Source organism: Limnohabitans sp. Rim47, assembly GCF_001517545.1.
Classification (GTDB): Bacteria; Pseudomonadota; Gammaproteobacteria; order Burkholderiales; family Burkholderiaceae_C; genus Limnohabitans_A.
This window is the reverse complement of sequence record NZ_FBYA01000002.1, coordinates 55,565-68,458: the sequence shown is the minus strand read 5'-3', so window position 1 is coordinate 68,458 and position 12,894 is coordinate 55,565. Positions and strand designations below refer to the sequence as shown.

The 12,894-nt window shown below is 59.9% G+C and carries 10 protein-coding genes; all 10 read left to right on the top strand.

Features of this window, described 5'->3' with window-relative positions; translation table 11 throughout:
- The first annotated feature begins 163 nt into the window (after positions 1-163).
- The 10 genes from BN3544_RS05235 (at position 164) to BN3544_RS05190 (ending at position 12,833) form a co-directional block, all read left to right on the top strand.
- Positions 164-1,723: an ABC transporter ATP-binding protein gene (locus BN3544_RS05235; protein ID WP_019429586.1), complete on the top strand. Its 1,560-nt coding sequence runs from the start codon at positions 164-166 to the stop codon at positions 1,721-1,723.
- Positions 1,710-2,783 carry an ABC transporter permease gene (locus tag BN3544_RS05230; protein ID WP_019429587.1) on the top strand — a complete coding sequence of 358 codons (1,074 nt, stop codon included), beginning with the start codon at positions 1,710-1,712 and terminating at the stop codon, positions 2,781-2,783. Before BN3544_RS05235 ends, BN3544_RS05230 begins: the two co-directional genes overlap by 14 nt.
- A complete protein-coding gene (locus BN3544_RS05225; protein WP_019429588.1) occupies positions 2,783-3,703 on the top strand; it encodes an ABC transporter permease in 921 nt (306 codons plus the stop codon). The genes BN3544_RS05230 and BN3544_RS05225 overlap by 1 nt, the downstream gene beginning before the upstream one ends.
- A gap of 49 nt (positions 3,704-3,752) precedes the next feature.
- Complete coding sequence (locus BN3544_RS05220) at positions 3,753-4,892, top strand: BMP family ABC transporter substrate-binding protein (RefSeq protein WP_019429589.1); 1,140 nt, start codon at positions 3,753-3,755, stop codon at positions 4,890-4,892.
- Positions 4,893-5,176: 284 nt separating this feature from the next.
- Positions 5,177-6,226 (top strand): adenosine deaminase, encoded by a 1,050-nt coding sequence (locus BN3544_RS05215; RefSeq protein ID WP_026036583.1) that lies wholly within the window; start codon positions 5,177-5,179, stop codon positions 6,224-6,226.
- Between the two features lie 94 nt (positions 6,227-6,320).
- Complete coding sequence (locus BN3544_RS05210; protein ID WP_019429591.1) at positions 6,321-7,430, top strand: BMP family ABC transporter substrate-binding protein; 1,110 nt, start codon at positions 6,321-6,323, stop codon at positions 7,428-7,430.
- Between the two features lie 102 nt (positions 7,431-7,532).
- Complete coding sequence (gene dcd, locus BN3544_RS05205) at positions 7,533-8,102, top strand: dCTP deaminase (RefSeq protein WP_019425458.1); 570 nt, start codon at positions 7,533-7,535, stop codon at positions 8,100-8,102.
- 39 nt (positions 8,103-8,141) lie between these two features.
- A complete protein-coding gene (locus tag BN3544_RS05200; RefSeq protein ID WP_019429593.1) occupies positions 8,142-9,593 on the top strand; it encodes a DEAD/DEAH box helicase in 1,452 nt (483 codons plus the stop codon).
- Positions 9,594-9,708: 115 nt separating this feature from the next.
- Positions 9,709-11,943: a TonB-dependent receptor plug domain-containing protein gene (locus BN3544_RS05195; RefSeq protein WP_019429594.1), complete on the top strand. Its 2,235-nt coding sequence runs from the start codon at positions 9,709-9,711 to the stop codon at positions 11,941-11,943.
- A gap of 14 nt (positions 11,944-11,957) precedes the next feature.
- Positions 11,958-12,833, top strand: coding sequence for an alpha/beta hydrolase (locus BN3544_RS05190; RefSeq protein WP_019429595.1), 876 nt, complete (start codon positions 11,958-11,960; stop codon positions 12,831-12,833).
- The last annotated feature ends 61 nt before the right edge of the window (positions 12,834-12,894 follow it).

Below are 12,894 nucleotides of genomic sequence, written 5' to 3'. Positions count from 1 at the left end.
ACAATTTGCAGGAGAGCAGTGGCAAATACGGGGCAAATACCGGGAAGAACCGGCATCGCCCGGTGGTACATTGTGCGGCAATCTCTTTGTGTGCAAGGCTTGGGCCAACGCTTTAGGCGCGCGCTTTGCATGTGACCTGTTTAGATCCTCATTCGCACCCGACATGACCACACCCCTTTTGTCTTTGCAAGGCATCACCAAACGCTATCCGGGCGTGGTGGCCAATCAGGACGTGTCGCTCACGGTGATGCCCGGCCAAGCCCATGCCGTGCTGGGCGAAAACGGCGCGGGCAAGTCCACTTTGATGAAGATCATTTATGGCTCGGTCAAACCCGACGAAGGTCAGGTGGTGTTCAACGGCCAGCCGGTCAACATTCGAAACCCGCAAGAAGCCCGCAAGCTGGGCATCAGCATGGTGTTCCAGCACTTCAGCCTGTTTGACACACTGACTGTGGCCGAAAACGTCTGGCTGGGCTTGGACAAATCACTGAGCTTGGCCGAAGTGACCGAGCGCATCGTGGCCAAGGCCAGCGAATATGGCCTGGACTTGCAGCCCGACCGCCCGGTGCACACCTTGAGCGTGGGCGAGATGCAGCGGGTCGAGATCATCCGCGCCTTGTTGACCGAGCCCAAGTTGTTGATCTTGGACGAGCCCACTTCGGTGTTGACGCCGCAGGCGGTCGAGAAATTGTTCGTGGTCTTGCACAAGCTGGTCAGCCAGGGCGTCAGCATTTTGTACATCTCGCACAAGCTGCACGAGATCCGGGCGCTGTGCAGCGCTTGCACTGTGCTGCGCGGCGGCAAGCTCACTGGGGTGTGCGACCCGCGCGAAGAAACCAACGCCAGCTTGAGCCGCTTGATGATCGGTGCCGAGCCACCGGCTTTGCAGCATGTGGCGCGTGAACCGGGCCAAGTGGTTTTGTCGGTCAAAGGCCTGAGCCTGAAGCGCCAAGACCCGTTTGGCGTGGACTTGGAGGGCATCAGCTTGCAAGTGCGGGCCGGCGAAGTGGTGGGCCTGGCTGGGGTCTCGGGCAATGGTCAAAAAGAATTGATGTGGGCCTTGTCGGGGGAAGACACCCGTGCGGGCGTGCAGTGCGCCGCGGACAGCGTGTGTTTGTCGGGCCAGGCGGTGGCGGGCTTGGGGCCTGTGCCGCGCAGGCAGTTGGGTCTGCACTTTGTGCCCGAAGAGCGCTTGGGCCGCGGGGCGGTGCCATCGCTGAGCTTGTCGCAAAACCTCTTGCTGACGCGCAGCGAAGCCCTGGGTGCAGGCGGCTGGGTGCGCATGGGGGCGCTGGCTGACCAGGCCCGCAGCATCATCGAGCGTTTCAAGGTCAAGGCGGCCGGGCCAGATGCCCCGGCGCAGTCACTGTCGGGCGGCAATTTGCAAAAATTCATTGTCGGGCGCGAGATCAGCGCAGCCCCTCAGTTGTTGATCGTGTCGCAGCCCACCTGGGGTGTGGACGTGGGCGCAGCGGCGCAAATCCGCGCCGAGATTTTGGCGTTGCGCGACGCGGGTTGCGCGGTGTTGGTGGTGAGTGAGGAGTTGGACGAATTGTTTGAGTTGTCAGACCGAATGCATGTGATCGCCAAGGGGCGTTTGTCGCCCTCTGTAGCGCGCACCGAGGCCACGGTGGAGCGCATTGGTGAGTGGATGAGTGGGTTGTGGCCCGAGGCCGCCTCTGCCGCGTCTCAACCACAAGGAGCGCAACATGCTGCGGCTTGAACCCCGTCCCCAGGCTTCGCGCCTGTGGACTTATGCCTCGCCCTTGCTGGCGCTGGTGCTCACCGTGTTGCTGGGCGTGGCCTTGTTCATGGCGCTGGGCAAAGACCCCGTGCGCGGTTTGCAGATGTTTTTTTGGGAACCGGTCAAAACCGGCTATGCGATGGGCGAGTTGATGGTCAAGGCCACCCCGCTTTTGGTAATCGCGCTGGGCTTGTCGGTGTGCTTCAGGTCGAACGTGTGGAACATCGGGGCCGAGGGGCAGTTTGTCATCGGTGCGGTGTGCGCCGGGGGCGTGGCCTTGCTGGCCGACAAAGACACGGGTCGCTGGATTGTGTTGGCGGTGCTGTTGGCGGGCATGCTGGGCGGCATGCTGTGGGCGGGCATCACGGCGCTGCTGCGTGACCGCTTTAATGCCAGCGAAATTTTGGTCAGCCTGATGCTGGTCTATGTGGCCGACATGGTGCTGAGTTATCTGGTTTACGGCCCCTGGAAAGACCCTGCGGGTTTCAACTTTCCGCAGTCCAAAACCTTTGAGGCCGTGACGCAGATCCCGCGCTTGATGAGCGGCTCACGCGTGAGCGTGGGCTTGTTATTGGCGCTGGTGGGGGCGGGGCTGCTGTGGGTGTTTTTGTTCCGCACACGGGCAGGCTTTGCCCAGCAAGTGGGCGGCTTGGCACCCGATGCGGCGCGTTACGCGGGCTTTTCTTCGCGCAAGGCGCTGTGGGTCGCGCTCTTGACTTCGGGCGGTGCGGCGGGCTTGGCGGGCGCACTGGAGGTGGCGGGCCCCATCGGACAGCTCACGCCGTATGTGCCTGCGGGTTATGGTTTTGCCGCCATCATCGTGGCCTTTGTCGGGCGCTTGCACCCAGCGGGCATGGTGCTGTCGGCGGTGTTGATGAGCATGTTTTATATCGGCGGCGAGTTGGCACAGTCGCGGCTGGGTTTGCCCAAGTCGATCACGGGTGTGTTTCAGGGTTTGCTGTTGTTTTGCCTATTGGCGTGTGACACCTTGGTGGCCTACCGTTTGCGCTGGGCGGCAACGAAGAAGGGAAGTGTCTGATGGAGTCTTATGCATTGCTGATCGCCGCCACCCTGAACGCGGGCACGGTATTGGCCTTGGCCGCCTTGGGCTTGCTGATCAATGAAAAAGCCGGAGTGGTGAATCTGGGCGCCGAAGGCCTGATGCTGTGCGCCGCCATTGCGGGCTTTGCTTGCGTGGTGCACACGGGCAACGACTGGCTGGGCTTTGCGGCGGGCATGGGCGCGGGCGCGGTGCTCGCGGCCATTTTTGGCGTGCTGGTCATTTGGCTGGGCACCAACCAATACGCTACGGGGCTGGCCCTGAGTTTGTTTGGTGTGGGGTTTTCGGCCTTTGTGGGCATTGGCTATGTGCAAGAAAAATTGCCCGAGCGTGCGAACTACGCCATTCCCGGTTTGGCCGACATCCCGCTGGTCGGACCTGCCTTGTTCAAGCAGCATCCCTTGGTTTATGTGGCGATGCTGCTGGTGTTGGCACTGGTTTGGTTCTTGTACCGAAGCCGCACCGGTTTGGTGCTGCGGGCGGTGGGCGAATCGCCCGCTTCGGCCCATGCCTTGGGCTACCCGGTGCGCCGCATTCGTTTGGCCGCGGTGGTGGCAGGGGGTGCATTGTGTGGGCTGGCCGGGGCCTATATCTCGGTGAGCTACACCCCGCTGTGGGTCGAGGGCATGGTAGCGGGCAAGGGTTGGATCGCACTGGCGCTGACCACCTTCGCCACATGGCGTCCGGCACGGGTTTTGCTCGGTGCTTATTTGTTTGGTGGCGTGACGATGCTGCAGTTCCATTTGCAGGGCATGGGCGTTGAGGTGCCCAGCCAGTTGCTCACGGCGCTGCCCTACATTGCCACCATCGTCGTGCTGGCCTTGATCTCGCGCAACCCTGCTTGGATTCGCGTGAACATGCCTGCCTCGCTGGGTAAGCCTTTTTATCCCGGTTCATAATTGCTTTTTTCAACCCCTGTAACCCTGTTCAACAACAAAAGGAACTGACATGACAGACATCTCCAAGCGCGCCATCGTCAAGATGGTGGCCCTGACCGCTGTGGCCGCCGCCGCACTGGTCGGCTGTGGCAAAAAAGAAGAAGCGCCCAAGGCCGAAGCCCCCGCTGCAGCGCCCGCCAAGCCAGAGCCCCTTAAGATTGCGTTTGCTTATGTCGGCCCTGTGGGCGACGGCGGCTGGACCTTTGCGCACGACAACGGCCGCAAAGAAGTCGAAAAAGCTTTCGGCGACAAAGTGGTCACCAGCTTTGTCGAAAAAGTGCCAGAAAGTGCTGATGCCGAGCGCGTCATCCGCGACATGGCGGCCCAAGGCAACAAGCTGATTTTTGGCACCACCTTTGGTTACATGGAGCCCATGCTCAAAGTGGCTGCTGACACCAAAGACGTCAAGTTCGAGCACGCCACCGGCTACAAAACTGCCGAGAACATGCGCACTTACGACAGCCGCACCTACGAAGGCGCGTACATGGCTGGCGTGATCGCTGGCAAGATGACCAAGACCAACACCTTGGGCGTGGTCGCCTCGATTGCCATCCCTGAAGTGGTGCGCAACATCAACAGCTTCACCTTGGGTGCCCAGTCGGTCAACCCCAAGGTCAAGACCAAAGTGGTGTGGGTGAACGAGTGGTTCAACCCACCGAAAGAAACAGAAGCCGCTACATCGCTGATCAATGGCGGTGCCGACGTGCTGATGCAAAACACCGACTCGTCGGCAGTGCTGCAAACCGCCGAAAAATTGGGCAAGCGTGCCTTTGGTTGGGATTCCGACATGACCGCCTACGGCCCCAAGGCCCACCTGGGTTCGGCTGTGATCAACTGGGGTCCTTACTACGTCAAGGCCGTGGGTGAGGCGCTGGAAGGCAAGTGGAGCACCGGCCAAAGCTGGTGGGGCGTGAAAGAAGGCGCGATCGACATGGTCAGCGTGGCCGCTGACGTGCCAGAAGACACCAAGAAAAAGATCGACGAGATCAAGGCGGGCTTGAAGGACGGCAGCTTTGCCATCTGGAAAGGCCCCATCGTCGACCAAGCTGGCAAAGTCGTGCTGGCCAAAGACGCTGTCGCTGACGACAAGTTCTTGGGCGGTGTGATGTTCTACGTCAAGGGCGTGGAAGGCAAGATCCCCGGCAAGTGACGCGTCATTCCCGACTTGTTCGGGAATTTCGCTGATTTGTCATACCCGACTCGATCGGGAATCTATGGGCTTTGTCATTCCCGACTTGATCGGGAATCTACGGGGCTTGTCATTCCCGACTTGATCGGGAATCTACGGGGCTTGTCATTCCCGACTTGATCGGGAATCCATCTCCCGTTTTTCCTCTGTGACACTTGAGCCGCCTGATGCAAGTCAGGCGGCTTCTTCATTTTTGGGCCAATTTCCGGCTTAACATGGTGCACCACCCACACAGGGAAATTGACATGTTCAAAGTCCACGCCATCGCCCCCCATCGCCTGCCTGAATTGCTGCGGGTCATGCCCAAAGCCGAGCTGCACATCCACATCGAAGGCTCCCTCGAACCCGAGCTGATCTTTGCCCTGGCCCAGCGCAACGGCGTGACCTTGCCCTACGCCGATGTCGAGGCGTTGCGCAGCGCTTATGCCTTCAGCAACTTGCAAAGTTTTCTGGACCTGTATTACGCCGGTGCCAGTGTGCTGCTGCACGAGCAAGACTTTTACGACATGGCTTGGGCCTACTTTGAAAAAGCCAAGGCCGACCATGTGGTGCGTGCCGAACTGTTCTTTGACCCCCAAACCCACACGGCGCGTGGCGTGGGCATGGACAAGGTGATTGGCGGTCTGAGCCGCGCTTGCCGCGATGCGCAAACGCAGCTGAACATCAGCGCCGATTTGATCTTGTGTTTTTTACGCCACTTGTCCGAAGACGACGCCCTGGCCACGCTGCAAGAAGCCCTGCCTTGGCGTGAGCACTTTATTGGCGTGGGTCTCGATTCGAGTGAAGTGGGCCACCCGCCCGAGAAGTTTGCCCGCGTGTTTGCGCGTGCGCACGAGCTGGGCCTGCATGTCGTCGCCCATGCCGGTGAGGAAGGGCCACCCGCCTACATCTGGAGCGCACTTGATGTTCTGAAAGTGGAGCGCATCGACCACGGCGTGCAAGCCATCCACGATGCGGCCTTGATGAAACGTCTGGCCGATGAGCAGACCCCACTCACCGTTTGCCCGCTGTCCAACCTCAAGTTGTGCGTGTTCAAGCAGCTGGCCGACCACAACCTGGGCCAGATGCTGGAGGCGGGCCTGTGCGTGACGATCAACTCGGATGACCCTGCTTACTTTGGCGGCTACTTGAACGAGAACTACCTGCAAACTTTTGCCGCCTTGCAGCTGAATGCCCAACAAGCCTACAAACTCGCCGCCAATAGCATTGAGGCAAGCTTCGCCCCAGAGGCCGACAAGCACCGCTGGATGCATGAACTCAAACTCTGCTTTCAAGGGTTTTCGGAGCAGGACTGAATGCGCCGGCGCTATTGCTAAAATCTTAACTCGAAGCCCGCTGCCCCGGCGGGCTTCGTTTTGTTCAATCCCCGGGGCCATGTAGAGGACTACCATGTACAAAAACCTCGCTGCCACGCTCGTGGCCGCCTGCTTTTTCTTATCCGCCGTTCAGGCTCAAACGCCTGCCCAAACTTCGGCAAAATCTCCCGCCAAATCCACCGAGCCCATCAAGGCCGGTTTTGTCTATGTCTCGCCCATCACCGAGGCGGGCTGGACCAAGCAACACGACGAGGGTCGAAAGGCTGTTGAGAAGGCTTTGGGCGATCAGGTCAAGACCACCTTTGTGGCCGATGTGCCCGAAGGCGCTGATGCCGAGCGCGTGATCCGCGACCTGGCGCAGCAGGGCAATCAGATCATTTTCACGCCCAGCTTTGGCTATATGGAACCCACGCTCAAGGTGGCCAAAGAGTTTCCGAATGTGAAGTTCGAGTCGGTCACCGGCTTCAAGACGGCGTCTAACGTGGCGGCCTCCAACGCCCGCTATTACGAAGGCCGCTATTTGGCGGGCATCGCGGCTGGGCGCATGACGCAAACCAACGTGGCCGGTTATGTGGCCGGTTTCCCGATCCCTGAGGTCTTGCAAGGCATCAACGCGTTCACTTTGGGCATGCGTTCGGTCAACCCCAAAGCCACCGTCAAAGTGGTGTGGCTCAATGTCTGGTTTGATCCACCCAAAGAGCGTGAAGCCGCCATGGCCTTGTTCAACCAAGAGGTGGATGTGATCGCGTTCCACACCGGCTCCACCGCTGTGATGGCCGCAGCGCAAGAGCGCGGCAAGATGGCGGTGGCCTACCACTCCGACATGCGCAAGATCGGCCCCGATGCGCAGATCATTGCTGTGACGCACCAGTGGGGTGATTACTACGCGGCCAGGGTCAAAGCCGCCATGTCAGGCACTTGGGCTTCGGGCAGTGTGTGGGGTGGTGTCAAGGACGGCATGATTCGCGTCGGTGACTTTGGTCCTAAGGTGCCGAAAAAAGTCCAAGACGAAATTGTCGCCAAACAAAAGGCCGTGGGTGCGGGCAAATTGTTCCCCTTTGCCGGTCCGATCATGGACAACGAAGGCAACGTGGTTTTGCCTGCCGGTCAAAGCCTGAGCGATGCCCAGATTTTGGGCATGAACTACCTCGTGCAAGGCGTGGTGGGCAAGGTTTCGCGATAAAGCCCATGGGGGCTTGAGCATGGGCGTAGGTGGGCGCAAACCATGGCCCGGTTGGCCCCCCGGTTCGCCACTAAAATCAAGCCCATCATCAAAGGACGCACCATGAGCATCAAGAGCGACAAATGGATCCGCCGCATGGCCGAGCAGCACGGCATGATCGAGCCGTTCGAGCCCGGTCAAATCCGCCAGAACGCCGCAGGTCAGAAAATCGTGAGCTATGGCACCAGCAGCTACGGCTATGACATTCGCTGCGCGCCCGAGTTCAAAGTGTTCACCAACATTTACAGCACAGTGGTGGACCCTAAAAACTTCGATGAACGCAGCTTTGTGGACATCGAAGGCGATGTTTGCATCATCCCGCCCAACAGTTTTGCCTTGGCCCGCACGGTCGAATACTTCCGTATCCCGCGCAATGTGCTGACCATTTGCTTGGGCAAAAGCACTTATGCCCGTTGCGGCATCATCGTCAACGTCACGCCGTTTGAGCCCGAGTGGGAAGGCTATGTGACCTTGGAGTTCAGCAACACCACCCCGCTGCCTGCCAAAATTTATGCAGGCGAGGGCTGCGCCCAAGTGTTGTTTCTCGAGAGCGATGAAGTCTGTGAAACCAGCTACAAAGACCGTGGCGGCAAGTACCAGGGCCAGGTGGGCGTGACCTTGCCTAAAACGTGATTTTGGGCGCGCCAGCCAAAATGCGACAATAGCAGGTTAATGACCGACTCTTTTTCAAATTTATCGCTGGCGCCCACGCTGGCACGAGCCGTAGCCGAAATGGGCTACGAATCCATGACCCCTATCCAGGCCCAAGCCATTCCAGTGGTGTTGACGGGCCAGGACGTGATGGGCGCGGCCCAGACCGGCACAGGCAAAACGGCGGCATTTTCGCTGCCTTTGCTGCAGCGCTTGCTCAAACACGAAAACCCCTCCACATCGCCCGCCCGCCACCCGGTGCGTGCTTTGGTTTTGCTGCCTACGCGCGAGCTGGCCGACCAAGTGGCTCAGCAGATCAAGATGTACGCCAAGTACACCCAGCTGCGCAGCGCTGTGGTGTTTGGCGGCATGGACATGAAGCCCCAAACCCTGGAGCTGAAAAAAGGCGTTGAGGTGCTGGTGGCCACGCCGGGCCGTCTGCTGGACCACATTGAAGCCAAAAACGCGGTGTTGAACCAAGTTGAATATGTGGTGCTCGACGAAGCCGACCGCATGCTGGACATTGGCTTCTTGCCCGATTTGCAACGCATTTTGAGTTTCTTGCCCAAGCAGCGCACCACCTTGCTGTTCTCGGCCACGTTCTCGCCCGAAATCAAGCGCCTGGCTGGCAGCTACCTGCAAAATCCGGTCACCATCGAAGTGGCCCGCCCCAACGAGACTGCATCCACCGTCGAGCAGCGGTTTTACGCCGCGCAAGACGATGACAAGCGCCGCGTCATTCGCAAAGTGCTGACCGACCGGGGCATCAAGCAGGCGTTCATTTTTGTCAACAGCAAGCTCGGTTGCGGCCGCCTCGCCCGCTCGCTGGAACGTGAAGGTCTGCGCACTGCGGCTTTGCACGGTGACAAGAGCCAGGACGAGCGATTGAAAGCTCTGGAAGCCTTCAAAAAAGGCGAAGTCGATTTGCTGGTGTGCACCGACGTGGCCGCACGGGGCTTGGACATCAAGGATGTGCCTGCGGTGTTCAACTTCGATGTGCCTTTCAACGCCGAAGATTACGTGCACCGCATTGGTCGCACGGGCCGCGCTGGTGCGTCAGGCTTGGCAGTGACGCTGGTTAGTCCGTCCGATACCCGCTTGGTGGGCGACATTGAAAAGCTGATCAAGAAAAAGCTGGAAGTGGAAACCCTGCAGTTGGACACCCGTCCAGCAGGTCCTGCGCCTGAAAAGTGGGGCGAACGCGCCGAAGACCGTCCCCGTTCGCGTGCCCCCGAAGGCCGCCGCCGGGAGCACGACCCGCGCGATGCTTTGGACGCGCCGAACGAGCGCCGTGGGGGTTTCCGTCCAGCGCCGATCAACCGCGATCCGTTTTTCCAAAAGCCCTACGAGGCGGCGGTTTCAGAAACTGCGCCGAGCTGGGAGCCCAGCGGCCCCAAAACCGTGCGCTCGTCCATTTCGGCCAACATCAAACCCAAGCGCAAGGTGGCCGCCTTGTTCAAGTCGGGCGAGTAAAAGCCTGGACCAAGGCATGCCCATCGGGCGAGCGCTTGTCTGATTGATCGGGTTTCAGTCCCGGTCTTTCATGGGGCTTCAAACGGGTGTCATTTGAGGCTGTCAAAATCGGCCCATGCGCGACACCAGCTTCACCCCTTCATTTCCCTCGTTTTTCATGCCTCTGACAGGGCCTGCGACGCCTCTGTCACGCGTCTTTGTGGCATCGGCGGCAGTTTGTCTGGCCGTGCCTGTTGCCCTGGCGCAAACCCCATCGACCACGCCCGAAGTGACCGATCTCGGTCAGGTTGAAATTCGCGGCAATCGCAACAACGACACCGAAGTGCGGCGGGAGTCTACGGCCTCCAAAATCGTCATTGGTCGTGAAGAAATTGAGAAACAAGGCGATGCGACTTTGGGGGATGTTCTCAAACGTTTGCCGGGTGTGACGGTGCAAGGCGCACCGGGGCGGGGCGGGGCCATCCGCATGCGGGGCTTGGGCAGCGGCTACACACAAATTTTGCTGGACGGTGAGCGCATGCCGCCGGGTTTTTCGGTGGATTCTTTGACGCCAGAGCAGGTCGAGCGCATCGAGATTTTGCGTGCACCGACCGCCGAAACCGGGTCGCGGGCCATTGCAGGCACGATCAACATCGTGCTGCGTGAAGGGCAAAGGGCCAACCCGGACGATTTGAAGATCACCCGCAGCCAAGAGCATGGACAGGGCTCCAACCAGCTCAATTGGGTGCACAACCTCAAAACCGAGCCCTTGGGCGGGACGTTCACGCTGTCTGCGATGGACAGCCGACGTGCCGATGACAGCGTGACCGAGAGCCACTCGACGCTTCCTCTTATCCCTGTCGATCAGGTGCGCATGTCTGAATCTGAGGGCCATCGCCAAGGCGTGCACGCCAATGCCCGTTTGCAATGGAAAGGCGAGCAGGGCAAAAGCCTGACCTTGACGCCTTTTTTGATTTATTCCGAATACGCAGCCCAAGGCCGTATCGATGCCCGGCGGTTGACGTCGCCTGCCATCACCGACACCGCCTTGACCGACAACCAAAGCCGCTACGCCGCCGCCCGTTTGAACGGTCAGTGGAGCCAGCGCTTGTCGGCCGATGACCGTCTGGAAGTACGTTTCGGTTTAGGGCAGTCCAAATACGACCAGCAGATCACCCAGACTGCCGTGAGCACCACGGCGCTGTTGGCCAATTCCCTTGATGAACAGCGCTTCACAGACCGCAGCACCAGCCTGAATGGCAAGTGGACCCGTGTGCTCGAGAATGGACACCAGCTGGTCAGTGGCTTGGAGCACGAAGGCGTGCGCCGGGTGGAAGAGGCCAGCGCGGGTGCGGGCGACGACAGCGGCAACCTGAAGGCCAGCACGGCGCGTTGGGCGGCTTACACCCAAGACGAGTTCAAGATCAACCCGAACTGGTCGGCCTATGCGGGCGTTCGCTACGAAAGCATCTTGACCGAGGGGCAAGTGAGCGAAGCCCTCAAGCGCAACCAAAGCCAGGTGTGGACACCGCTGTTGCACGCCTTGTGGAAACCCGATCCGGCCAAGCGCGACCAAATCCGCATGAGCCTGACGCGCAGCTACAAGACCCCCACGCTTTACAACTTGGTGGCACCGCTGCGTTACTCGCGCGATTACCCCATCTCTGGCAACAACGTGCCCACCCAGCCCGACCGTGTGGGCAACCCCGATTTACGCCCCGAGCTGGCCACCGGCATTGACCTCGGTTTCGAGCGTTACTTGGAGGGCGGCGGGGTGCTCAGTGCCAATGTGTTCCGTCGGAATATCAAGGACCTGATCCGATACCAGACCAGCTTGCAGACCGTGAATTGGTCGAATCAAGCACGCTGGGTGTCTACGCCTCAAAACGTGGGCGATGCGGTCACCCAAGGCATCGAGCTGGAAGCCAAATTCCGCTTGAACCAAGCCTGGGCAGAGGCTTGGCCCGTGGACATTCGCAGCAACGTCAGCTTTTTCCATTCCAAGGTCAAGGCCGTTCCTGGCCCCGATAACCGGCTGGACCAACAGCCCAGCATGACCGCCAACCTTGGTGCCGATTACCGTTTGCGCGGCATGCCCTTGACGCTGGGCGGCAATGTCAACTGGAACCCCGACTACGACACCCGTCGCAGCCAAGAACAGTTTTCATATCAGGGTGTCAAGCGCGTGGTTGATGTGTATGGTCTGTGGCGTTATTCTGCTGCGACGGCCTTGCGCTTGACGGTCAGCAACCTGCTGCCGCGCGATTATTTGACGGCAACCACCTTCAACAACGGCACCCAGAGCGAGACAGCCCGAACCACCGACCGTAACTGGCGCAATGTGCAGCTTCGAGTGGAAATGAAAATCTAAAAAAGGAGACACCCATGCCTAAAAAAGACGCCGCCTGGCACGACCGCATGTACAACAACCGGGCGCTGGTGCCTGACTTTGCCGACCATTTTGCGCATTGGAAAAACGCCTCTGAGCAGGCACGCCAGACTTTGCCAGCGCAGCTGGATGTGCGCTACGGCGACGGATCCAACGAAACGCTGGACATCTTTCCCGCCACCCACGCCGATGCGCCTGTGGTGATCTTCATCCATGGTGGCTATTGGCGCAGTCTGGACAAAGCGGACCATTCTTTTGTGGCCCCTGCGCTGCGCGACATGGGCGCTTGCGTGGTGGTGGTCAATTACGCCCTGTGCCCCGGCACCGAGGCGCAGCCTGTGACCGTGCCCGACATCGCCTTGCAAATGGCCCAAGCCAGTGCCTGGGTTTGGCGGCACATTGCCGCGCACGGGGGCGATCGCCACAACATCACCGTGATCGGTCATTCTGCGGGTGGCCACTTGGCCGCCATGTTGCTGGCTTGTGACTGGAAGAAGCTGGGGCGCGATTTGCCTGCCGGCTTGGTGCGCAAGGCCTTGTCGATCTCGGGCCTGTTCGATCTGGCTCCTGTGCGCCAAACGCCTTTTGTGCAGGGCGATTTGCGCCTCACCCCGGCCCATGTGCGCATGGCCAGCCCGGCCAAATGGCAGCGGCCTCGCCAAGGGGTTTTGTACACCGTGGTCGGGGGCGACGAGAGCGCAGAGTTTTTGCGTCACAACCGCTTGATTCACCAAGCCTGGGGCCCCAAGACCGTGCCCGTTTGTGAAGACCTGCCTGGCTTGAACCACTTCAGTGTGGTCACAGACCTCACCCGCCCGGGCAGTCGCCTGAACGTGCTGGCCAAAAACTTGATCGGGCAGAAATCGCCCTGATCCCAAGCCCACACCATAAAAAAAGGGCAAGCCATTTGGCTTGCCCTTTTGCATAACAGTG